Below are 21,826 nucleotides of genomic sequence, written 5' to 3'. Positions count from 1 at the left end.
TCGATGATCTTGTTTGAGGGGTGTTTTCGCAGGTCAGGCGGCAAGTGGCTAATGGATTTCGCGTCACGGCGCAGTTCATGTAATGTTGTCCACGCAACGCCGACCGGCAAGAAAAACCGCCGGGAAGCCGAGCGCTCGTAGCTTAACGGATAGAGCACTTGACTACGGATCAAGAGGTTGCAGGTTCGAATCCTGCCGAGCGCACAGCCGAGAGACCGATCTCACATTCGCTGAAATCGTTCTTTCGTCCGTCGCGGGGTGGAGCAGCTCGGTAGCTCGCTGGGCTCATAACCCAGAGGTCGCAGGTTCAAATCCTGTCCCCGCTACTAAGACCGCAGGCCCGGCACTCTTCGGAGTGCCGGGCCTGCGGCGTTTTCGGCGTCAGCCGGTCAGTGGCAGTGCCTTGGCGAGCTCGCGCCACTCCGCGAGGGGGAGCTCGCCCGCCTTGCGGCGGGCCGGGTCCAGGACGACCTGGACCGCCACGTGGTCCGCGCCCGCCTTCAGGAAGGCGTCCACGCGGGTCCGGATCGCCGAGGCGTCGCCCAGGGCGAAGACCGCGTCGAGGAGGCGGTCGCTGCCGTCGCCCTCGAAGTCCCGCTCCGTGAAGCCGAGGCGCAGCAGGTTGTTCGTGTAGTTGGGCATCGGGAGATAGAAGGCGAGATAGTCGCGGGCCGAGCGGCGGGCGCTCGCCGGGTCGTCGTCGAGGACGACCTTCAGCTCCGGGGCGAGCAGCGGGCCCGCGCCGAGCGCCGCGCGCGCCCGCGCGGTGTGCTCGGCCGTGACGAGATACGGCACGGCGCCCGCCGCCCGGTCCCGGGCCAGCCCCAGCATGCGGGGGCCGAGCGCGGCCAGCATCCGGCGGCCCGCGTGCGGCCCGTCCGGGGCGGCGTCGAGCTCGTCCAGATACGCCTTCATCGCGGAGTACGGGCGCGCGTACCCCTCGACCATGTGCCGGTGGCTGACGCCCAGACCCACGACGAACCGCTCCCGCGCGGCCGGTGCGAGCCTCGCGTACGCGGCGGCCACCCGTGCGGCCGGGTGCTGCCAGATGCTGATGATGCTGGTCCCTACGCGGACGCGGCGGGTCGCCGCCAGCAGGTGCTCCGCCTGCGAGACGGACGGGCTGCCGCCGGCCCACAGTGTGCCGTAGCCGAGCTCCTCCAACTCCGCTGCCGCCGCGCCGATTTCATCCCCTCCGGCCGGATCGTCCAGCCGTAGTTCGTTGCTCCAGACGCCGATCCTGCCGAGCCGTGGTTTCGTCATGGGCCCCACCGTACGGAAGGAGGGCCACGGATTCTCAGACGAATCACAGGAAGCCGAAAGGCACCTCTCAGCCTGCTCGCCCAGGATCCCCCGTATGACCTCGATCTCGCCTGCCGCGCGAACGGAACTGCTGCACGACGACGGAAGTGCCGTACGGGTGCTGGTCGTCGACGACGAGGCACCGCTGGCCGAACTGCTGTGCCTGGCCCTGCGCTACGAGGGCTGGGAGGTGCGGACCGCCGCCGACGGCACGGGCGCCCTGCGCGCCGCGCGTGACTTCCGGCCCGACGCCGTCGTTCTGGACGTGATGCTGCCCGACATGGACGGGCTGACCGTCCTCAGCCGCCTGCGGAGCGAACACCCCGACGTCCCCGTCCTGTTCCTCACCGCCAAGGACTCCGTCGAGGACCGCATCGCCGGCCTCACCGCCGGTGGCGACGACTACGTCACCAAGCCGTTCAGCCTGGAGGAGGTCGTCGCCCGGCTGCGCGGGCTGCTGCGGCGCGCCCGTACGGTGGCGCCGCGCGCGGACTCCGTCCTCACCGTCGGCGACCTCGTGCTGGACGAGGACAGCCATGAGGTGTCGCGGGGCGGCACGGAGATCCATCTGACGGCGACCGAGTTCGAGCTGCTGCGGTTCCTGATGCGGAACCCTCGGCGGGTGCTCAGCAAGCCGCAGATCCTGGACCGGGTGTGGTCCTATGACTTCGGGGGGCAGGCGAATGTGGTGGAGCTCTATATCTCGTATCTGCGGCGGAAGATCGACGCCGGTCGCCCGCCGATGATCCACACTCGGCGTGGGGTGGGGTATCTGATCAAGCCGGCTGTTGTGGCGTGAGGGTGGGCGCCTGGGGCGGGCTTTTTCCCCGGTCCCGCCCCTTCCCGAAACCGGGGGCAAGCCCCCGGACTTCCGGGGGGACCCCCAAGGGCGCTCCCGCCGCAGGCGGCAACGGCGGGGCAGCCGGGGGGCCGGGGCGCGTAGCCGGCAAACCCCGGCGCGTCCGGTCGCTGCGCACGCGCCTCGTCGTGTCCACCGTCGTCCTCGTCGCCGTCGTCTGCGCGGTCATCGGGACCGTCACCACCATCGTGCTGCGCAGCTATCTCTACGGGCAGCTCGACACCCAGCTCAAGGAAGTGGCTCGGAGGGCGGCCGGGCCGCCCGGCGGGCACCGGTTCGGGCCGCGTGAGGACGATCCCCTTGAGTTCCTGCGAGGCGGCGGGCAGCCGATCGGGACCGTGGGGGCCGTCACCGACGGGGGCGCCATGCGGGACGCCGCCGTCAGTGCCGCCGGGTTCCCCCGGCCCGTACTCGATCCGCTCACCGCCGAGCAGCGCGCCGCGCTCGGGCGGCTCCGGCGGGACGGGCGGCCGCATGATGTGGAGCTGCCGGGACGGGGGGACTTCCGGGCGCTGTCGGTGGTGTCGGGGGACGGCGGGATGTCGTATCTCGTCGGCATCCCCACCGCCGTCGCCCAGGACACGCTCGACACGCTCATCCTGGTGGAGGTCTGCGTCACCGCCGCCGGGCTCGTCGCGGCGGGCATCGCCGGGGCCGCCAACGTCGGGATCGCCCTGCGGCCGCTGCGCCGCGTGGCCGCCACCGCCACCCGCGTCTCCGAACTGCCCCTGCACAGTGGTGAGGTGGCGCTGCACGAGCGCGTGCCGGACGCCGAGGCGGATCCGCGTACGGAGGTCGGGCAGGTCGGCGCGGCGCTCAACAGGATGCTGGGACACGTCGGTTCGGCACTGGCCGCACGTCAGGAGAGCGAGACGCGCGTACGGCAGTTCGTCGCCGACGCCAGCCACGAGCTCCGTACGCCGCTCGCCTCCATCCGCGGCTACGCCGAGCTCACCCGCCGGGGCGGCGAGGAGACCGGGCCCGCGACCGGACACGCGCTGGGCCGCATCGAGTCCGAGGCGCACCGGATGACCGGGCTGGTCGAGGACCTGCTGCTGCTCGCGCGCCTCGACGCGGGGCGCCCGCTGGCCCACGACGCACTCGACCTGTCGCCGCTCGCCGTCGACGCCGTGAGCGACGCCCGGGCCGCCGGGCCCGGCCACAGGTGGCGCCTGGACCTGCCCGCCGAACCCGCCGAGATCCGCGGCGACCCCGCGCGCCTGCACCAGGTGCTGGTCAACCTCCTGGCCAACGCCCGTACGCACACGCCGAAGGGCACCACCGTCACCGCCCGGGTGCGCGAGGCCGGGCCGTACGCCGTGCTGGAGATCGAGGACGACGGACCCGGCATCCCCGCGGAGCTGCTCCCGCACGTCTTCGAACGGTTCGCGCGCGGCGACGCCTCGCGGTCCCGCGCGGGCGGGGGCACCGGCCTCGGGCTCGCGATCGTGCGCGCGGTCGTCGCCGCGCACGGCGGGCGGGTGAGCGTGGCCAGCGCGCCCGGCCGTACGGTCTTCACCGTCGAACTGCCCCGGCAGGCCAGGGGCATTCACAGCCCGGCCACAGGCTGACCACACGGGTGCGACAGCGGCGGCCGGAAGGGTCGGCGCATGACCCAGCCACCTCTCGGCGCGGCCCTCCCGGCGCGCGCCCCGCTGTCCGCGGAACGGGCCGTGACGGTGCTCGACGTCGTGATCCCCGTCCACAACGAAGAGGACGACCTGGAGGGCTGCGTACGCCGCCTCCACGCGCACCTCACGGAGACCTTCCCGTACGGCTTCCGGATCACCGTCGCCGACAACGCCAGCACCGACCGCACGCCCGAGGTGTCCGCCTTCCTCGACGACACCATCGAGGAGGTCACCGCCGTCCGGCTGGAGCAGAAGGGGCGCGGGCGGGCGCTGCGCACGGTGTGGACGATGTCGGACGCGCCGGTGCTCGCCTATATGGACGTCGACCTGTCCACCGACCTCAAGGCCCTGCTCCCGCTCGTCGCCCCGCTGATCTCCGGCCACTCCGACCTGGCCATCGGGTCGCGGCTGACGGGCGGTTCGCGGGTGGTGCGGGGAACGAAGCGGGAGTTCATCTCCCGGGCCTACAACCTCATCCTGCGGACCGGGCTGGCCGCCCGCTTCTCCGACGCGCAGTGCGGCTTCAAGGCGATCCGCAAGGACGTCGCCGACCGGCTGCTGCCGCTGGTCGAGGACACCGGCTGGTTCTTCGACACGGAACTGCTCGTGCTCGCCGAGCGGGCCGGCCTGCGGATCCACGAGGTGCCCGTCGACTGGATCGACGACCCCGACAGCTCCGTGCACATCATCCGCACCGCCACCGACGACCTGCGCGGCGTCTGGCGGATCGGCCGCGCGCTGGCCACCGGCACGCTGCCGCTCGACCGGCTGCGCCGCCCCTTCGGCGACGACCCGCGCGACCGCGTGGTGCCGGGCGTGCCGCGCGGGCTGGCCCGGCAGGCGGTCGGCTTCTGCCTCGTCGGGGCGGTGAGCACCTGTCTCTATCTGGCGCTGTACTCGCTCTTCCGGACGGGCATGGGGGCGCAGGGCGCGAACGCTCTGGCGCTGCTGCTCTCCGCTGTCGCCAATACGGCCGCCAATCGGCGGCTCACGTTCGGCGTGCGTGGTCGTGACCGGGCTTTCCGGCATCAGGCGCAGGGGCTTGTCGTCTTCGCCATCGGGCTGGCGCTGACCAGCGGGTCGTTGGCGGCCCTTTCCCTGGCGAGTGGTTCGCCTTCACACGGCACGGAGGTGGCCGTGCTGATCACGGCGAATCTGGCGGCCACGGCGCTCCGGTTCCTGCTGCTGCGGGCTTGGGTTTTCGCTCCGTTTTCCGATGACGTCTCTGGGAGCTCTTGTTGAGTGCCGGGTTTTTTCCCCAGTCCCGCCCCTTCCCGGCCGCATCGATGGGGGGCTCCGCCGCGTGGGGGCGCTTGCCCCAGGCCCCCGGGTGCCGGCCGGTTCGCCGCCTGCGGCGGGGGCGACTCGCGGCCGCGTCCCCACGGGCTGATATTTCAGCCCGTCCGGCGTTCGAGGACAACGCGCGAAGCGTGTCGCGGGGGTCTGGGGGCCCGCCCCCCGTTTCGGGAAGGGGCGGGGTGGGGGAAGAGGCCCGCCGCGGGCGGGGCCGCGCCGCGCTCGGCGCGCTGCTGCTCGGCACCGCCCTCCTCTACCTCTGGGATCTCAGCTCCTCCGGCTACGCCAACGCTTTCTACGCCGCCGCCGCACAAGCGGGAAGCGCCAGCTGGAAAGCGTTCTTCTTCGGCGCCTCCGACGCCGCGAGTGCCATCACCGTCGACAAGCCGCCCGCCTCGCTCTGGCCCATGGGGCTCTCCGTGCGGATCTTCGGGCTGAGTTCGTGGGCGATCCTCGTGCCCGAGGCGCTGATGGGCGTCGCGGCCGTGGGCGTGCTCCACGCGACCGTGCGCCGGTACTTCGGGCAGGCCGCCGGGCTGCTCGCGGGGGCGGCGCTGGCGGTGACGCCGGTCGCGGCGCTGATGTTCCGGTTCGACAACCCCGACGCCCTGCTCTGCCTGCTGATGGTGTGCGCGGTGGCGTGCGTGCTGCGGGCGCTGGAGACGGCCGCGACCCGCTGGCTGCTGCTCGCGGCGTTCTGCTTCGGGCTCGGCTTCCTGACCAAGACGCTCCAGGCGTGGCTGATCCTGCCGCCCCTCGCGCTGCTCTACGCGTGCTGCGCACCGGTCGCGCCGCTGCGCCGGGCGCGTCAACTGCTGCTCGCCGGGCTGGTCCTGGTGGTCTCCGGCGGGTGGTGGGTCGCGGCCGTGGAGCTGTGGCCCGCGTCCTCCCGGCCGTACATCGGCGGCTCGCAGCACAACAGCTTCCTCGAATTGACCTTCGGCTACAACGGCCTCGGGCGCATCAACGGCGACGAGACCGGCAGCGTCGGCGGCCATGGCGGTGGCGGCGCGGGCGGCGGCCGGTGGGGGGACACGGGCATCACCCGGCTCTTCGGCACGGACATGGGCGGCCAGATCGCCTGGCTGCTGCCCGCCGCGCTGGTGCTGCTGGCGGCCGGGCTGTGGCTGCTGCGGCGCCCGGTGGGCCGGGACCGCATGCGGCGGCTCGCGTTCCTCGCGTGGGGCGGCGCGCTGCTGATGACCTTCCTGATCTTCAGCTTCATGTCCGGGATCTTCCACGAGTACTACAACATCGCGCTCGCTCCCTATGTGTCCGCGCTCTTCGCGGCGGGCGCGGCCCTGCTGTGGAAGCGCGGGGCGTATCCGCTGCTGGCGCTGGTGACGGTGGGCACGGCCGGCTGGGCGTACGTCCTGCTGGACCGTACCCCGCACTGGCTGCCGTGGCTGAAGTGGGCGGTGCTCGCCGCGGGCGTCCTCGCGGGCGGCGCGCTGCTGCTCGTACGGCGCTCGGGCAAGGGGCTCGCGCGGGGTGTCGCCGTACTGGCGGCGGGAAGCGCGCTGGCCGCGCCGATCGCGTACACGCTCGACACCGTGAACACCGCGCACGGCGGGTCCCTGGTGACGGCCGGACCGGCCGTGGGCCGCGGGCACTTCGGCGGGCGCGGCGGGCATGTCACGCCGGGGAAGATGCCTGCGGGCCGGGGCGGTGGCCCGGGTGCTCCTGGCGGTCCTGGCGGCCCTGGTGGTTCCGCTCGTTCCGCGGGCAAGGAGGGCCGCGGCGGGTCCGGCAAGACGGGCGGCGGGGTGCCCGGTGGCATGCCGGGCGGCATGGGCGGTCTGCTCGGCGGCCAGAAGGTCTCCGCCGCCGCGGCCGCCGCGCTGAAGCGGGACGCCGGCGACTACACCTGGCCCGCGGCCGCCGTCGGCTCGCAGAACGCCGCGAGCTACCAACTCGCCACGCAGGTGCCGGTGATGTCCGTCGGCGGCTTCAACGGCAGCGACCCGTCACCGACGCTCCGCCAGTTCCAGGCGTATGTGAAGGCGGGGAAGGTGCACTGGTTCATCGCCTCCGGGGAGTCGCGGGGCGGCGGCCGGGGCGGCGAGCAGGGCTTCGGGCAGGGCTTCGGGCAGGGCGGCGGGCGCGGGGGTTGGGGCGGTCCCTCGGCGGAGATCTCGTCCTGGGTGGCGGCCCACTTCACGAAGGTGACGGTCGGCACGGCCACGTTCTACGACCTCACGAAGGCCCGCTGAAAAAGCCGTTGTACAGCGTAGAGGAAGTCTTGTACGGTGCACGATGTCAGCCAGTCGTACACCGTACAAGGGGGGCCGTGTGACCGCCACGACCATGAACACCACCGACGCCGCCGGGAGAAGTCCCGAACGCAATCCCGCGCGTTGGCTCATCCTCGGCGTCATCTGCCTCGCGCAGCTCACGGTCCTCCTGGACAACACGATCCTGAACGTGGCGATCCCCTCGCTCACGGAGGAACTGCACGCCAGCACCGCGGACGTGCAGTGGATGATGAACGCCTATTCGCTCGTGCAGGCCGGTCTGCTGCTCGCCGCGGGCAATGCCGCCGACCGCTACGGCCGCAAGAAGATGCTGGCCACCGGCCTCGCCCTCTTCGGGATCGGCTCGCTCGTCGCCGGGCTCGCCTCGAACACCGGGCAGCTGATCGCCGCCCGCGCGGGCATGGGCATAGGCGGGGCGCTGCTGATGACCACGACGCTCGCCGTCGTCGTCCAGGTCTTCGACGACGAGGAGCGCACCAAGGCGATCGGCCTGTGGGGCGGAGTGAGCTCGCTCGGCTTCGCCGCCGGACCGCTCATCGGCGGCGCGCTGCTCAACCACTTCTGGTGGGGCTCGATCTTCCTGATCAACCTGCCGGTCGCGCTCATCGGCCTGGTGGCCGTGCTCAAGCTCGTACCCGAGTCGAAGAACCCCTCCGGCGACCGGCCGGACCTCCTCGGCGCGCTCCTGTCCACCATCGGCATGACCGGCATCACCTTCGCGATCATCTCCGGCCCCGTGCACGGCTGGACCTCCGGACGGGTGGTGACGGCGGCCCTCGTCGGCGCGGCCGCGCTCGCCGCCTTCGCCCTGTGGGAGCGGCGCATCCCGTTCCCGATGCTGGACATGAGCTTCTTCCGCAACAGCCGGTTCGTGGGCGCCGTCGCGGGCGGCATCCTCGTGGCCTTCGGGATGGGCGGCTCCTTCTTCCTGCTCACCCAGCACCTCCAGCTCGTCCTCGGCTACGACCCGCTGGAGACGGGCCTGCGGATGACGCCGCTCGCGCTGGTGATCGTCGTCCTCAACCTCACGGGCGTCGGCGCCCGGCTGCTGCCCAAGGTGGGCACGCCCGTCGCCATCGCCGGCGGCATGGGCCTGCTCGCCCTGGGGCTCGCGTCGATCGCGGTGCTCGGTGCGCACGGCTACGGCGGGATGTTCCTGGGCCTGGTGCTGATGGGCGTCGGCATCGCGCTCTCCATGCCGGCCATGGCCAACGCGATCATGTCCGCGATCCCGCCGGAGAAGGCGGGTGTGGGGGCCGGTGTGAACGGCACGCTCCAGGAGTGCGGCAACGGGCTGGGCGTGGCGGTGCTCGGCGCCGTCCTCAACTCGCGCTTCGCGGCGCTTGTGCCCGCGGTGGCGGCGGGGGCCGGGTCCTTGCCTGCGGCTCTTTCGCGGGTGTCGTCCTCGGAGGACCGAGCGGCCGTCCAGGACGCTTTTGCCTCCGGCGTGCAGGCGAGTCAGCTGGTGGGGGCGGCGGCTGTTCTGGCGGGTGGCGTTGTGGCGGCGGTCCTGCTGCGCAGGGCTGAGCGGCAGGTGGGGTGACGGGGGGTTTCCCCCAGGGGCGGGCGGGGCCTGCGGCGCTTTTCCCAGCCCCGCCCCTTCCCGGAACCGGGGAGACCCCGGCCCCCCAGCAACACGCTCCGCGCGTTGTCCTCGATCGCCGGACGGGCTCACATCAGCCCGTCCGGCGATCGAGGACGCGGCCGGAGGGCGCTCCCGCCGCAGGCGGCAACCGGCCCGCGGACAGACCACAACATCCGCCCGCTTCACCCGTGTCGGCATGCGCCTAGCATTCGGTACGTACCACCCCGTAAAGGAAAGGGAATCGCCATGGCGAGCAGTCGAGCCGAGAGCCCGCGGGCCAGTGTTTGGTTGTCACGGAAGGCGGTTCCCAAGCGGAAGGGGGAGGGGGACGGCGCGCTCGACCTGGAGCGGATCGTGGGGGCCACGGTGCGGCTGCTGGACGCCGAGGGGCTCGCGAGGTTCTCGATGCGGCGGCTGGCCGCCGAGCTCGGGGTGACGGCCATGTCCGTCTATTGGTACGTCGACACCAAGGACGACCTCCTGGAGATCGTCCTCGACGGGATCAACGGCTCGATGGTGGTGCCCGATGTCTCCCGGGAGGACGAGGACTGGCGCGACCAACTGCGCCTCCTCGCCATGGAGTACCGCAAGATGCTCTCCAGCCACACCTGGGTCACCCAGCTGCTGGGCCGCTATCTCAACATCGGCCCGCGCTCGATGGCCTACACCAACGCCTGCCTGGCCGTCATCCGGCGCAGCGGCGTGGAGGAGGAGCGGATCACGGGCGCGCTGTCGGCCGTCTTCCAGTTCGTCTACGGCTTCTGCACGGCCGAGGGGCTGTTCAAGGAGCGCTGCAACGCCGCGGGGCTGACCGAGGACGAATACTTCAAGCAGCTGATGGCCGAGGTCTCGGAGCGCGAGGACTACGAGGAGTCGTTCAAGGACTCCGTCGACCTGATGGACTCGCAGACCACCATGACCCGGGAGCAGCGCCGCGAGGAGGACTTCGCCTACGCCCTGGAGACGGTGATCGCGGGCATCGAGGCCATGCGCGACCGCTGACCGCCCGCCGTACCGCCCGGGCGTACGGCAAAGCCCCGGTGGTGGCGCGCAGGCCGTCCCCTGCCTTTCGCGCGCGCCGCCCACCGGGGCTCATCGCCCGGGACCGTTCATGCCGTTCCGGTCCCGGCTTCCGCCGGCAGGGGCACGCCTCCGCTCAGTGCCGTGCCCCTGCCGCCGGGGTCCTTGTGTCAGCCGGCCTGCCGGGCCGGCTCGGTGTCCGCCTGCTCGGACCCGGAGGCCGCCGCCTGCGTACCGGACTTGCTCCTCAGCGCGACCTCCTTGATGAAGAGGGTCACGATGAAGGCCAGCAGCGCGCAGGGCGCCGCGTAGAGGAAGACGTCGCCGACGCCGTGCCCGTAGGCGCTCTCGAAGACCTGACGGATCGGGGCGGGCATGTCGGACAGCTTGGGGATGTCACCGCCGGAGCTGCCCTGGCCGAGCGCCGCCGCGGCCTTCGGGCCGAGCGCGGTGATGCCGTCCTTGACGTAGTCCGGGACCCGGTTGGCGAAGACCGCGCCGAGCGCCGAGACGCCGACCGCGCCGCCGAGGGAGCGGAAGAAGGTGACGACGGAGCTGGCGGCGCCGAGGTCCTTCGGGGCGACCTGGTTCTGCGCGGCGAGCACGAGGTTCTGCATCATCATGCCCATGCCGAGGCCCATCAGCGCCATGAAGATCGCCAGGTGCCAGTACGGGGTGTCGTAGCGCATCGTGCCCAGCAGGCCCAGGCCCGCGGTCAGCAGCGCGCCACCGGAGACCAGCCACGCCTTCCAGCGGCCCGTCTTGGTGATGATCTGGCCCGAGACGGTCGACGAGATGAACAGGCCGCCGATCATCGGGATCGTCATCACACCGGACATCGTCGGCGTCTTGCCGCGGGCCAGCTGGAAGTACTGCGAGAAGAACACCGTGCCGCTGAACATCGCGACACCGACGAAGAGGCTCGCGATCGAGGCGAGGGAGATCGTCTTGTTGCGGAACAGCCGCAGCGGGATGATCGGCTCGGCCGCCTTGGACTCGACGAGGACGAAGAGCGCGCCGAGCGCGATCGAGCCGCCGACCATGACGTAGGTCTGCCAGGAGATCCAGTCGTAGTTCTTGCCGGCCAGGGTCACCCAGATCAGCAGCAGGGTGACGGAGGCGCTGATGAAGAACGCGCCCAGCCAGTCGACCTTGACGTCCCGCTTCACGACCGGGAGCTTCAGGGTCTTCTGGAGCACGATCAACGCGATGATCGCGAAGGGCACACCGACGTAGAAGCACCAGCGCCAGCCGAGCCAGTCGGTGTCGGTGATGACGCCGCCGAGCAGCGGGCCGCCGACGGTCGCGACGGCGAAGGTGGCGCCGAGATAGCCGCTGTAACGCCCGCGCTCACGCGGGGAGATCATCGCGGCCATGACGATCTGCGCGAGGGCCGAGAGACCGCCGACGCCGATGCCCTGGACGACCCGGCAGGCGATCAGCGTGGCCGTGTTCTGGGAGAGGCCGGCCACGACGGAACCACCGACGTAGACGACCAGGGCTATCTGGACCAGCAGCTTCTTGCTGAAGAGGTCCGAGAGCTTGCCCCAGAGCGGGGTGGACGCGGTCATCGCCAGCAGCGACGCCGTGACGACCCAGGTCAGGGAGGACTGGCTGCCGTGCAGATCGTGAATGATCTCCGGCAGCGCGTTGGAGACGATCGTCGACGACAGGATCGCGACGAACATGCCGAGCAGCAGCCCGGACAGCGCCTCCATGATCTGGCGGTGCGTCATGGGGGCGGCGTCGGAGCCGGAGTGGCCTCCGTGCGTGGTGTGTCCGCCCCCCACACCGGCGGGTGTGGTCTTGGCCATGGAATTCCTTTACTGCCGATCAGTACGTGTGTGGGGTTCGCGCTCCGCGCTCCGCGGCGACGGCTAGGGCTGCCCGGCGCGCATCCGGCAACCGCCGAAGCTCTCGCGGAGCCGGCCCAGCAACTCGGTGAGCCGGACGACGTCCTCGTCGGGCCAGTCGCTGAGGCAGGCGGCGAGCGCCCGGGTGTAGCGGGCGGACACCTGCTCCAGCAACTCCTCCCCCCGAGGGCTGATGCTGAGCAGCCGGGAGCGCTTGTCGAGGGGGTCGGGCTGCCGCTCGAGCCAGCCGCGCTCGGCCGCGTACGCGACATGGCGGCTGGTCACCGACATGTCGATGCCCAGCAGTTCGGCGAGACGGCCCATGCGGACCTCACCGCACTGCTTGAGCAGCGCCAGCATCATCGCCGCCGACGGCGGGCACTCCGGGGGAAGCACGCGACCCAGGTCGCGCCGGACGGTGGCGACGGCCCCCAGCTGGCGGCTGAGTTCCTCGTACTGCTCCTGTGCGGCCACTCGACGGACCCCTCCACTTCAGTTGCTCAGGGCAACCATAAGAGCAGAAGTTGGTTGCTGAAGGCAAACGAAATGGGGGCTTAACGGGTAAAGGAACCTTCAAGCTCTACTAGGTGAGGTGTAAAGCGGCAGGTGGGGGAGGTGTGGGTGCGCTTTTTGCGTGGCCCGGCGCGCGAAACGGGGGGTGCCTTCGCTAGGGTCCTGGCCTATGGCCAACCCCCATCAGCACCCGCAGCAGAACCCCGAGGGCTACGACCCGGCGGGGAGCACGCAGATGTTCCGCGCGTTCGTCGACGAGTCGCCTGGCGGCGGGCGGCGGGCGGCTCCCGCGCCGGCGGCCTCCGGGTCCCGGGTGGGGGTCACGGCCGCGGTGATCATCGCGATTGTGGTGGTTGTGGCGGCGGTGGCTTGGCTGGCGCTTTCCTGAAGCCGGCGGTTGGGCGGGGGTCTTGTTCCCCGGCCCCGCCCCACCCCAGCCACAGTCAAGACGTCGTCGCCGAAAGCAGCCGGGTCTCCACCCGCATACCCCCCGGCACCCGCCGCTCATCCGCACACACAATCCACGCCCCCTCCACCCACCGCCCCGCCCCGATAGGCGCGGGGAGTGCGGAAGAAGACGGCAGGGTCGCCCGGTCGGCGCCGGTCGCGTCGAAGACATGGGTGGCGAAGCGGACCGTGCCCGTCGTGATCGGCCGGCCGCCCGTGTTTGTGAAGGTCAGCGTGACCTTGTCGCACCAGCGGCGGCCTTCTGGGTCCGGCGCGCGGTGGAGGGGGCCGACCCGGAGAGCGGGCGGGGCGGGGCGCGAAGGGGTGGGGCGCCCGGAGGGAGAGCCGCTCGGGGAGGGCGGTAGCGGGATCAGTTCCACGCCGCCCAGTGGTGGAACCGTGCCCTCCACGGGGCCGGCCGCCGTCGCGACATAGGGGTCCCGGGAGCTGCCGCCGCAGCCCGAGAGCAGAGCGGCCAGGACGGACATCGCGGAGACGATCGTCTTCCGTCGCATCGGCCCAGTCTGGCTGACGCAACGTCAGGTGTACATATCGGTGAACGGTCCCCCGTTGAACCCGTTCTCGGTCCGTATCCCGGGACATGACCCGGTCCCTGCCTCAGTCCGCGATGAGCCCCTCGCGCAGCTGCGAGAGCGTGCGCGTGAGGAGGCGGGAGACGTGCATCTGGGAGATGCCGACCTCCTCGCCGATCTGCGACTGCGTCATATTGGCGAAGAAGCGCAGCATGATGATCTGCCGTTCCCGCGGCGGCAGCTTGGCCAGGAGCGGCTTGAGGGACTCGCGGTATTCGACGCCCTCCAGCGCGCTGTCCTCGTAACCCAGCCGGTCGGCGAGGGAGCCCTCGCCGCCGTCGTCCTCGGGGGACGGCGAGTCCAGCGAGCTGGCCGTATAAGCATTGCCGACGGCGAGGCCGTCGACCACGTCGTCCTCGGACACGCCGAGGCACAGGGCCAGTTCGGGCACGGTGGGGGAGCGGTCGAGCTTCTGGGCGAGCTCGTCGCTGGCCTTGGTGAGGGCCAGGCGCAGCTCCTGGAGCCGGCGCGGCACGCGCACCGACCAACTCGTGTCCCGGAAGAACCGTTTGATCTCGCCGACGACGGTCGGCATCGCGAAGGTCGGGAACTCCACCCCCCGTTCGCAGTCGAAACGATCGATCGCCTTGATCAGGCCGATCGTGCCGACCTGGACGATGTCCTCCATCGGCTCGTTGCGGCTGCGGAAGCGGGCAGCGGCATAGCGCACCAGCGGGAGATTGAGCTCGATGAGGGTGTCGCGGACGTACGTACGCTCCGCACTGTCCCGGTCGAGCGTGGCCAGCCGCAGGAACAGCGAGCGGGAGAGGGTGCGGGTGTCGATGGCTTCGCAGTCGTCGAGCACGGCGTGCGGTGCGTCGTTGGCGAGCACCTTCGCGCTGCCCAGGTCTACGGACATGCCACCCCCTTGAGGTCGCGGACGGGTCACAGCAACTCCCTCGTACGAGGGTTCAGCCTCCACCTGAATACCGGAGGCCGGGCTGTGGCAAACGCAGTTCCAGCAGAATGTCACATGTCGGCAACACGCTGTAGCGTCAAGTCGACATATCTGCCCGCTGGCCTCAAGGGCTGTCACCCGTGAGGGTTACGCGTCGATTCGATTTGCGGAACGCAGCCGGGCGAAGCTCCGGGAGAGCAGCCGGGACACGTGCATCTGGGATACGCCCAGCTCAGCACTGATCTGGGACTGCGTCAGATTGCTGTAGTAGCGCAGCAGCAGGATGCGCTGTTCGCGCTCCGGCAGTTGGACGAGCAGGTGGCGCACGAGGTCACGGTGTTCGACCCCGGCCAGCGCCGGGTCCTCGTAGCCCAGCCGGTCCAGCAGGCCGGGCAGGCCGTCGCCCTCCTGGGCCGCCTCCAGGGAGGTGGCGTGATACGAGCGGCCGGCCTCGATGCAGGCCAGCACCTCGTCCTCGGGGATCCGCAGCCGCTCGGCGATCTCGGCGGTGGTGGGCGTCCGCCCGTGCAGCACCGTCAGGTCCTCGCTCGCGCCGTTGACCTGCACCCACAGCTCGTGCAGCCGGCGGGGGACGTGCACGGTGCGCACGTTGTCGCGGAAGTAGCGCTTGATCTCGCCGACGACGGTCGGCATCGCGAAGGTCGGGAACTGCACCCCGCGGTCGGGGTCGAACCGGTCGATGGCGTTGATCAGGCCGATCGTGCCGACCTGGACGACGTCCTCCATGGGCTCGTTGCGGCTGCGGAAGCGGGCGGCGGCGTAGCGCACCAGCGGGAGGTTCGCCTCGATCAGGGCGGCCCGTACGCGCGTGTGTTCGGGCGTGCCGGGCTGGAGGGTCACGAACTCCTTGAAGAGCACCTGGGTCAGCGCCCTGGCGTCCGCGCCGCGGCTCCTGGGGTGGTCCTCGGACTCGTCGCCGGAGTCGTCGCGGGCGGGGGCCGCCCGCTCCTCGGGAGCGGGCGGGTGCGCCTCGGGCGAGGGCCTGTGGACCTCGGCGGAGGCGGGGGGCTGGTCGCGCTGGAGGGGGGCTTCGGGGACGGTACGGGCCGACACGGTCACGCCACCCTTCACGGTCAACTCATCCGGCAAAAGCGGTCATAGCATCACAAGACATGTGCACTGTGTGCAAGCACCGCAAAGTGCCGTGTTGAGTGGCGAAAAAGGGCCCTTCGCCGAGGTCGGCGAAGGGCCCTCTGGGCCGTGCGTGGACGGGCATCCCGGCAGGTCGGCCGGGATCCCTCAGAACGGGTAGTCGGCGATCACCCATGTGGCGAATTCGCGCCACAGCGCCACGCCCGCCTGGTGCGCGGGGTGCCCGAGGTAGCGCTGGAGCGCCTCCGCGTCGTCGACGGCGGAGTTGATGGCGAAGTCGTACGCGATCGGCCGGTCCGAGACGTTCCAGCCGCACTCCCAGAACCGCAGCTCGGGAATCTCCTTGCCGAGCTCCTCGAACGCCTGCACGCCTGCGGCGACGCGCGGGTCGTCGCGCTCGACGCCCTCGTTGAGCTTGAACAGGACGAGGTGACGGATCACGGTTCTGCCCTCAGTTGATCAGCTGGGTCATAAACTCGCCGACGCTCTTGGCGGCGTCCGAGATGCCTTCGAAGCCTATCTGCACGAGTTCCGCCGACCGCGCCGGGGAGTGGATGATCGTGTACGCCACAAAAATGATGACGGCGTAGAGCGCGATCTTCTTCGCCTGTGCCACGACCCCACAGCCTCCCCTGCTGTCCCCGGTGCCCCTATGGACGCGAGAGTCTAACCGCACGTATGGGCGAAATGCTGGGCCGGTGGCCCCGGCGGAGGCGGTTCCTCACGGCACCTTTAAGGACCAAAGGCCCACCAAGGGGGGCCCTTCGGCCGCCGGGCGGGGTCGGGCGGGGGCGGAGGATGGGGGTAAGCGCGCCGGGTCTGGCAGGAATCCGGCGGGCCAGGGACATGGGCCTCACTGCGGGGTCCGGGCCGCGATTCCCCCCGACTGCGGCCCGTACTTGGAGGACCGTGTCCTCATCGGGGGGAGGCCGGCGCCGTGACCTGGCGTCGCTTCCCCCCGTCCCTTTCCTTGCCCCCCTCCCTGTGCCCTTCCCGCCCCCGGACTTCCGCGGGACGCCGCGCGCCTCTTGTGGCGCGCCGCGCGCTTCTGTTCGTTCCCGCGCGCGCCTGTGCCCCTCAATGCCCCAAGAGCTCTCACCCTTGCGACGAAGGTGAGAAGTACGTACTGCCGGGGCACCAGAAAGGCATACGGCATATGCGGCCGAGGGAGGTCGGTGAGGGGCGACATGGGCGTGGACGAACCCGCCTTCGCCATGCGGGAGCGCGTGGCGTACGGCGCCATCATCATTGAACTGCACGGAGAAATCGACATCTTGGCGGAGCAGGTGCTCGGGCCGCGCGTGGACGCGCTGACCGAGCGGTTCCGGGGTGACGTCGTCATCGATCTTCGCCGGGTCACCTTTCTGGATGCGAGCGGGTTGCGGCTGTTGCTGCGGGCGCGGCGGCGGATGCGGGACCGGGGCGGGCGGCTCCGGGTCGTCCGGGGGGTGCCTCGGGTGTGGAAGGTGTTCCGGCTTGCCGGGCTGGAGGGGGCGTTTGCCGTGGTCGACGCGTTTCCGGCCGGGGTCGGGGCGGAGGACGGGAGCGTGCCGGCCTAAGGGTGCGGTGTGTTTCCGGGCGCGGGTGGGTGTGCCGCTGCTGGGTGCGGGTGCGTGGTGCCCGCGGCGGGCTTCTCCCCGGTCCCGCCCCTTCCCGGAACCGGGGCTCCGCCCCAGACCCCGGTCCTCGAACGCCGGACGGGCCGGCTTTGCGAACCGTGGCTCGCGAAGCCGCCCGTCCGGCGTTCGGTTCAGCCGCCTCTCGTCGTCAGGCCCAGCAGGCGGACGCGTCTTTGGCGGGTGTGGAGTTCGCCTTTCGCGCCCGGGGGGATCAGGACGACCTGGCCCGCGCGGGCGTCCACCGGAGGTGATTCCTCCAGGGAGAGGGTGATGTCGCCCTCCAGGACGATCAGGGCCGTCTCGGTGCCCGGGTCCGGGGTGAGGCGGAAGCGTTCCGCTTCGCACAGCTGCCAGTGCTCGGCGTCGTCGCACCCGGCGTGCAGGACGCCGGAGGGGACCATGCGTTCCAGGATCGCCGTGGCGGAGCCGGTCGCGGGGGCGAGGATCACTGTTCGGGCCTCCTGCTCGTGACGTCCAGGGTGACTGGAATGCAACGGTCCGGATCGCGCAGCGTGAAGAGCGTGTGCGCGCCGGTCGGTATCGGCATGTCCGGCGCCGGGCACGCGGGGTCGGCGTCCACGTGGACGACCAGCTCCGTGAACGGCGCGTAGGAACCGCTCCGTTCCGCCGCCGGGACGTCCACCAGCTCCAGGCGGCGGATCGGCCCGGACAGCAGGCCGGTCATGTCGACCGCGCCCGGACCGACCAGATCCAGCACCACAGGTCCCCCGTTCATGAGCACTCCTTCTCCTCGGTGGGCCCGCACCAGGTCGCGCGGCACGCCGCGGCCGTGAAGCCGGGGCCGAAGCCGATGAGGACGCCGGTGTTCCCGGTGGCGGGCGGTTCGTCGTACGTACGGGCCAGGACGTCGAGCACGGCCACGGCGCCGAGGTTGCCGCGCTCCTTCAGGCTCTCCCAGGAGTGGCGGGTGACCTCGGGCAGGCATTCGAGGCCGGTGGCGAGGTCCATCAGGATGCGCGGGCCGCCCGTGTGGGCGACCGTGAACTGCGGCTTCCAGGCGCCCGTGTCCGCCCCGAGCCATGCGCGCAGGTGCGGCATGAGGTCGCCCACGCCCTTGAGCGCGGCCGGGGTGCTGCCGAAGTGGAAGCCCCGGTCGTCCAGCGTCATCTCGTAGCGCTCGGTGCTGTCCGGCACGACGTACTCCCAGGTGTCGTCCACCCGGAACGCCGGCCCCGCCGGCCGGGCGCCGGAGACCACGCAGGCGCCGGCCGAGTCGCCGAACAGCGCCTTGTAGATCATCGCTTCCATGCTGTCGTCGCTGTGCTGGTAGACCGAGCTGAGGATCTCCGCGGCCACGACGAGCACGCGCTTGCCCGGGTGGGCCGCGAGGAACTCGGCGGCGCGTACGAGCGCGTGGGCGCCGCCCGCGCAGCCGAGCTGGGTCATGGGGATCCGGCTGACGGTGGAGCGCAGGCCCAGGGCGTTGACGAGGTGGACGTCCAGGCCCGGGACGGCGAACGCCGTGGCGTGGGTGGTGATCAGGCAGTCGATGTCCAGCGGGCCGAGACCGCCGGTGTCGAGGGCACCGCGCGCGGCCCGCTCGGCGAGTTCGCACAGATCGGCGTAGGCGGTCGCGTTGCTCTCCCCGGACGGCCGGTCGGCGGCCACCGTGGCGAGCGGCCGGGCGAAGCGGCGGCGCTGGACCCCGGTCGAGTCCAGGACGCGCAGGATGGCCGGGAGCCGGGGGTGGTCGGGGTGCGCGCGGACGATGTCGTCCTGGATCTCCTTGAGCGTGACCTCGTGGGGTGGCAGTGCGACGACCGGGCGGTTGACATAGATCATGGCTGCTCCGTGGTGGGAAAGGCGCCGTTGGTTCTGGGGCCGTAGGTGGTTCTCCGGGCGGTGTGAGGGTGCCGGGCTCGGGTGACCCGCACGCGCCGGACGGGCTGGATCCGCACGATCCAGCCCCTCCTGGGCGCCGCGGGTGCTGGGCGGGGTCAGGCGATCGAGCCGCCGCCGTCGATGAAGAGGGTCGTGCCGGTGGTGTACGGGTTGCCCGCCGCGAAGACGACGGCCTCCGCGATGTCCTCCGGCTCGCCCACGCGCGCGACGGGCAGCCGGCCCGTCGCGGCCTCGTACATCGCCTCGCGGTTGTGCTCGGGGAGCGTGTCCCACAGCGGCGTCCTGATCAGGCCCGGCGAGACCGCGTTGACGCGCAGCGGCGCGTACTCCAGAGCCAGGCCACGGACCAGGGCCTCCAGGGCGGCGTTGATCGCGCTCTGCAGCGCCGCGGCCTTTCCTGGGCGTACGGACAGATAGCCCGTGACGAGCGTCAGCGAGCCGGAGGGCCGGACGGACAGGGCGCGGGCCAGGCGGTACGCGCCCCAGAACTTGCTGTCCATCGCGGCGTACGCGTCCTCCAGCGGGAGGGTGTCGACCCGGCCCATGGGGGTCTCCGCCGCCGAGATGACGACGTGGTCGAACTCGCCCGCCGCCGCGGCGAATTCCTCGACGGCGGCGTTGTCCGTGATGTCGAGGGACTGCCCGGTGGCGCGCTCGCCGAGCGTGGCGACCGCCGCGTCGATCTTCTCCTTCGAACGCGAGGCGACGGTCACCTCGGCGCCGAGCGCCGCGAACCGCCGGGCGGTCGCCAGGCCGACGCCCGAGCTCCCGCCGACGACGAGGACGCGCTTTCCTTGGTATTCGGTCACGGTGCGGTGCTCTCCTGTAGAGACGGGGCCTGGAATTCCAGGTCCTCGGAACGGGAACGGGAATAGCTCTCGCGGTTCAGCTCGGTGATCTGAACCGATATGTCGCAGGACGTCTCCGACATCGTCCGGTGGAAGTGCCGGCCCAGCACGCGGAGTGCTTCCTGGCTGATCCGGCGCTTCGCTTCCGCCGGCTTCCCGGCGAAGGTGCGGATGTCGAGATTGACGAATGCCTGCTCGTAGCTGCCGTCGCCGATGAAGGCGTGCAGGCGGACGGCCCTGCTCTTGAAGTCCTGGACACGGAAGCCGCCGACTTCCGAGAGCGCGGCATGCAGTTCCTTGAAGAGGCCCTCGACGTCGACCTGTTCGCGGATGTTGCCCGAGTGTTCGAGCATGAGGTGCGGCATGCGGATTCCTTTCTTGCGGGTGGTGATGCCGGCGTCCTCCTCTTTTCGATGGCCTTGGGGCATCTACCGACGGCGGTACGCCGGCATAAGTCAGAGCGGCCGTCCCTTGGCTGGGGGCGACCGCTCTGGGGTTTGTGGGGTGCGTTGGGGGTGGACGGGTTGTTTTTCCCAGCCCCGCCCCTTCCCCAGTTTCGGGGAGGGGCGGGGACGGGGAGAAAAGACCCCCCGGCCCTGCGCCGGAGTTACTCGGCCGGAACGGCCGCCGGGGCCGGGGCCGGGGCCGGGGCCGGGGCCGGGACCGCGGCGGGAACCGGAGCCGTCTTCGCCTTGACCACCCGGTGGATGCCCAAGGCACTGAGCAGGATGCACGCGACCAGCGCCGCCACCGCCCAGCCCAGCGCCGACTGGAGGCCCGAGGTGAACGTGCCGGAGTCGGCGTGGCCGACGATCAGGCCCATGACGGCCACACCGATCAGGCCGCCGAGCTGGCGGGAGGCGTTCAGGACGCCGGAGGCGATGCCGATGTTGCCGCTGTCGACCGCGGAGAGCATGGCGTTGGTCATGGCCGGGACGACCAGGCCGATGCCGAAGCCCGCCACCAGGAACTGGATGACGATCGCGAGGTAGGAGCCGGCGTGCACGGCGGGGAGGGTCGCGAGGTAGCCGACCGCGGCCAGGGTGCTGCCGGTCATCAGGACCGTGCGGGCGCCGTAGCGCCTGGCCAGCGGGCCGCAGGCCAGGTTGGCGATCATGATCGTGGCGGTCATCGGGAGGAACGCGAGGCCGGCGACGATCGGGGAGTAGCTCCAGGCGGTCTGGAAGAAGAGGCTGAAGACGAAGATCAGGCCGTAGAAGGCGAAGTTGACCAGGACGCCGATCAGCGAGGTGGAGGTGAACGCCTTACGGCTGAAGAGGTGCAGCGGCAGCATCGGGTCGCTGCTGCGCTTCTCGGCGGCGATGAAGGCGAGGGTCGCGACGACGAAGACGACCAGGGAGGTGATGACGAAGGTGGAGCCCCAGCCCTGGCCGTTGGCCTCGATGATGGCCGCGGTGAAGGTGCCCAGCGCGATGACGGCCAGCACCTGGCCGAGGAGGTCGAAGGAGCGGCGCGGGGCGTTCGCGTCCCGGACGGTGCCGGGGGCGTTGACCTGGGTCAGCCAGATGCCGGCGATCGCGATCGGGACGTTCACGAAGAAGATCGAGCGCCAGCCGAGCTGGTCGATGAGCACACCGCCGACCACGGGGCCGAGGGCGAGCGCGAGACCGCCGGCGGCGGCCCACAGGCTCACGGACTTGGCGCGCTCGGTGGGGTCCGGGAAGGACTTGTTCACGATCGACAGCGAGGACGGGACGATCATCGCGGCGCCGAGGCCCTGGATCACACGGGAGATGATCAGTGCGACCAGGGTGGTGGAGGCGCCGCAGGCGAAGGACGCGACGGCGAAGAGCGCGAAGCCCACCTGGTAGATCCGCTTCGGGTCGAAGCGGTCTCCCAGCGAACCGGTGGACAGCAGGAACGCGGCGAAGGTGAGGGTGTAGCCGTTGATCACCCACTCCAGCCCGGAGAGGCTGCCGCCGAAGTCCTTGCTCAGCGCGTCGGTCGCGACGTTGACCACGCTGACATCGAGGATGACGACGACGAACCCGAGGCAGGCCGCGAGCAGCGACAGCTTCCTTTTCGCAGTACTGGGTTCACTCTGGGACATGCCTATTCCTAAGGTCGGTTGGAAGGGTGGGGAGAAGTCGGGACCGGGGCGGGCCGGGGG

At 71.1% G+C, this 21,826-nt stretch carries 22 protein-coding genes and 2 tRNA genes; 10 read left to right on the top strand and 14 right to left on the bottom strand.

Features of this window, described 5'->3' with window-relative positions; genetic code table 11:
- The first annotated feature begins 131 nt into the window (after positions 1 to 131).
- Together ACH427_RS20365 and ACH427_RS20360 are read left to right on the top strand one after the other, a co-directional pair.
- Positions 132 to 204: transfer RNA gene (locus ACH427_RS20365), tRNA-Arg, on the top strand.
- A gap of 48 nt (positions 205 to 252) precedes the next feature.
- Positions 253 to 326 (top strand) — tRNA-Met (locus tag ACH427_RS20360).
- Between the two features lie 55 nt (positions 327 to 381).
- On the opposite strand, the gene ACH427_RS20355 is transcribed toward ACH427_RS20360, so the two are convergent.
- Positions 382 to 1,263: a TIGR03620 family F420-dependent LLM class oxidoreductase gene (locus ACH427_RS20355; protein WP_398870935.1), complete on the bottom strand. Its 882-nt coding sequence runs from the start codon at positions 1,261 to 1,263 to the stop codon at positions 382 to 384.
- 94 nt (positions 1,264 to 1,357) lie between these two features.
- Here ACH427_RS20355 and ACH427_RS20350 point away from each other — a divergent pair, with 94 nt between their 5' ends.
- From ACH427_RS20350 to ACH427_RS20325, 6 genes are all read left to right on the top strand, one after another.
- On the top strand, positions 1,358 to 2,101 hold the full coding sequence (locus ACH427_RS20350) for a response regulator transcription factor (RefSeq protein ID WP_398870933.1): 744 nt from the start codon (positions 1,358 to 1,360) through the stop codon (positions 2,099 to 2,101).
- A 170-nt stretch (positions 2,102 to 2,271) separates the two neighbouring features.
- Positions 2,272 to 3,732 (top strand): sensor histidine kinase, encoded by a 1,461-nt coding sequence (locus ACH427_RS20345; RefSeq protein WP_398871124.1) that lies wholly within the window; start codon positions 2,272 to 2,274, stop codon positions 3,730 to 3,732.
- 39 nt (positions 3,733 to 3,771) lie between these two features.
- Entirely contained in the window at positions 3,772 to 5,034 is a 1,263-nt protein-coding gene (locus ACH427_RS20340) for a glycosyltransferase (RefSeq protein WP_398870931.1), read from the top strand.
- Positions 5,035 to 5,078: 44 nt separating this feature from the next.
- The gene (locus ACH427_RS20335; RefSeq protein ID WP_398870929.1) at positions 5,079 to 7,301 is read left to right on the top strand and encodes an ArnT family glycosyltransferase; all 2,223 of its coding nucleotides are present in this window, start codon (positions 5,079 to 5,081) and stop codon (positions 7,299 to 7,301) included.
- Positions 7,302 to 7,395: 94 nt separating this feature from the next.
- On the top strand, positions 7,396 to 8,886 hold the full coding sequence (locus tag ACH427_RS20330; protein ID WP_398871121.1) for an MFS transporter: 1,491 nt from the start codon (positions 7,396 to 7,398) through the stop codon (positions 8,884 to 8,886).
- 288 nt (positions 8,887 to 9,174) lie between these two features.
- On the top strand, positions 9,175 to 9,930 hold the full coding sequence (locus ACH427_RS20325; protein WP_398870927.1) for a TetR/AcrR family transcriptional regulator: 756 nt from the start codon (positions 9,175 to 9,177) through the stop codon (positions 9,928 to 9,930).
- A 188-nt stretch (positions 9,931 to 10,118) separates the two neighbouring features.
- On the opposite strand, the gene ACH427_RS20320 is transcribed toward ACH427_RS20325, so the two are convergent.
- Together ACH427_RS20320 and ACH427_RS20315 are read right to left on the bottom strand one after the other, a co-directional pair.
- On the bottom strand, positions 10,119 to 11,762 hold the full coding sequence (locus ACH427_RS20320) for an MDR family MFS transporter (RefSeq protein ID WP_398870926.1): 1,644 nt from the start codon (positions 11,760 to 11,762) through the stop codon (positions 10,119 to 10,121).
- Positions 11,763 to 11,825: 63 nt separating this feature from the next.
- Entirely contained in the window at positions 11,826 to 12,275 is a 450-nt protein-coding gene (locus ACH427_RS20315; protein ID WP_398870925.1) for a MarR family winged helix-turn-helix transcriptional regulator, read from the bottom strand.
- 208 nt (positions 12,276 to 12,483) lie between these two features.
- On the opposite strand from ACH427_RS20315, the gene ACH427_RS20310 reads away from it, so the two are divergent.
- The gene (locus tag ACH427_RS20310) at positions 12,484 to 12,702 is read left to right on the top strand and encodes a hypothetical protein (RefSeq protein ID WP_398870923.1); all 219 of its coding nucleotides are present in this window, start codon (positions 12,484 to 12,486) and stop codon (positions 12,700 to 12,702) included.
- Positions 12,703 to 12,757: 55 nt separating this feature from the next.
- Here ACH427_RS20310 and ACH427_RS20305 read toward each other — a convergent pair whose 3' ends face one another.
- The 5 genes from ACH427_RS20305 to ACH427_RS20285 form a co-directional block, all read right to left on the bottom strand.
- A complete protein-coding gene (locus tag ACH427_RS20305) occupies positions 12,758 to 13,276 on the bottom strand; it encodes a hypothetical protein (RefSeq protein WP_398870922.1) in 519 nt (172 codons plus the stop codon).
- A 103-nt stretch (positions 13,277 to 13,379) separates the two neighbouring features.
- On the bottom strand, positions 13,380 to 14,213 hold the full coding sequence (locus tag ACH427_RS20300; RefSeq protein ID WP_116212976.1) for an RNA polymerase sigma factor SigF: 834 nt from the start codon (positions 14,211 to 14,213) through the stop codon (positions 13,380 to 13,382).
- A 186-nt stretch (positions 14,214 to 14,399) separates the two neighbouring features.
- Positions 14,400 to 15,326: an RNA polymerase sigma factor SigF gene (locus tag ACH427_RS20295; RefSeq protein WP_398870920.1), complete on the bottom strand. Its 927-nt coding sequence runs from the start codon at positions 15,324 to 15,326 to the stop codon at positions 14,400 to 14,402.
- Positions 15,327 to 15,512: 186 nt separating this feature from the next.
- Positions 15,513 to 15,806, bottom strand: coding sequence for a Dabb family protein (locus ACH427_RS20290; RefSeq protein ID WP_366006963.1), 294 nt, complete (start codon positions 15,804 to 15,806; stop codon positions 15,513 to 15,515).
- 10 nt (positions 15,807 to 15,816) lie between these two features.
- A complete protein-coding gene (locus tag ACH427_RS20285) occupies positions 15,817 to 15,981 on the bottom strand; it encodes a hypothetical protein (RefSeq protein ID WP_361532767.1) in 165 nt (54 codons plus the stop codon).
- Positions 15,982 to 16,552: 571 nt separating this feature from the next.
- Here ACH427_RS20285 and ACH427_RS20280 point away from each other — a divergent pair.
- A complete protein-coding gene (locus tag ACH427_RS20280) occupies positions 16,553 to 16,924 on the top strand; it encodes an anti-sigma factor antagonist (protein ID WP_398870919.1) in 372 nt (123 codons plus the stop codon).
- 191 nt (positions 16,925 to 17,115) lie between these two features.
- Here ACH427_RS20280 and ACH427_RS20275 read toward each other — a convergent pair whose 3' ends face one another.
- The 6 genes from ACH427_RS20275 to ACH427_RS20250 form a co-directional block, all read right to left on the bottom strand.
- Positions 17,116 to 17,433, bottom strand: coding sequence for a cupin domain-containing protein (locus ACH427_RS20275; protein ID WP_398870918.1), 318 nt, complete (start codon positions 17,431 to 17,433; stop codon positions 17,116 to 17,118).
- On the bottom strand, positions 17,430 to 17,720 hold the full coding sequence (locus ACH427_RS20270) for a hypothetical protein (RefSeq protein ID WP_398870917.1): 291 nt from the start codon (positions 17,718 to 17,720) through the stop codon (positions 17,430 to 17,432). Before ACH427_RS20270 ends, ACH427_RS20275 begins: the two co-directional genes overlap by 4 nt.
- Positions 17,717 to 18,787 (bottom strand): type III polyketide synthase, encoded by a 1,071-nt coding sequence (locus ACH427_RS20265; RefSeq protein ID WP_398870916.1) that lies wholly within the window; start codon positions 18,785 to 18,787, stop codon positions 17,717 to 17,719. The genes ACH427_RS20270 and ACH427_RS20265 overlap by 4 nt, the downstream gene beginning before the upstream one ends.
- A 155-nt stretch (positions 18,788 to 18,942) precedes the next feature.
- A complete protein-coding gene (locus tag ACH427_RS20260; protein WP_398870915.1) occupies positions 18,943 to 19,656 on the bottom strand; it encodes an SDR family oxidoreductase in 714 nt (237 codons plus the stop codon).
- Positions 19,653 to 20,060, bottom strand: coding sequence for a 5-carboxymethyl-2-hydroxymuconate Delta-isomerase (locus ACH427_RS20255; RefSeq protein WP_398870914.1), 408 nt, complete (start codon positions 20,058 to 20,060; stop codon positions 19,653 to 19,655). Before ACH427_RS20255 ends, ACH427_RS20260 begins: the two co-directional genes overlap by 4 nt.
- A 242-nt stretch (positions 20,061 to 20,302) precedes the next feature.
- Positions 20,303 to 21,766, bottom strand: coding sequence for an MFS transporter (locus ACH427_RS20250; protein WP_398870913.1), 1,464 nt, complete (start codon positions 21,764 to 21,766; stop codon positions 20,303 to 20,305).
- Positions 21,767 to 21,826 lie beyond the last annotated feature (60 nt).

Source organism: Streptomyces sp. NPDC020379, assembly GCF_044387105.1.
In the GTDB taxonomy this organism is placed as follows: Bacteria; Actinomycetota; Actinomycetes; order Streptomycetales; family Streptomycetaceae; genus Streptomyces.
The sequence above is the reverse complement of the archived record's forward strand: the minus strand, read 5'-3'. Positions and strand labels throughout refer to the sequence as shown.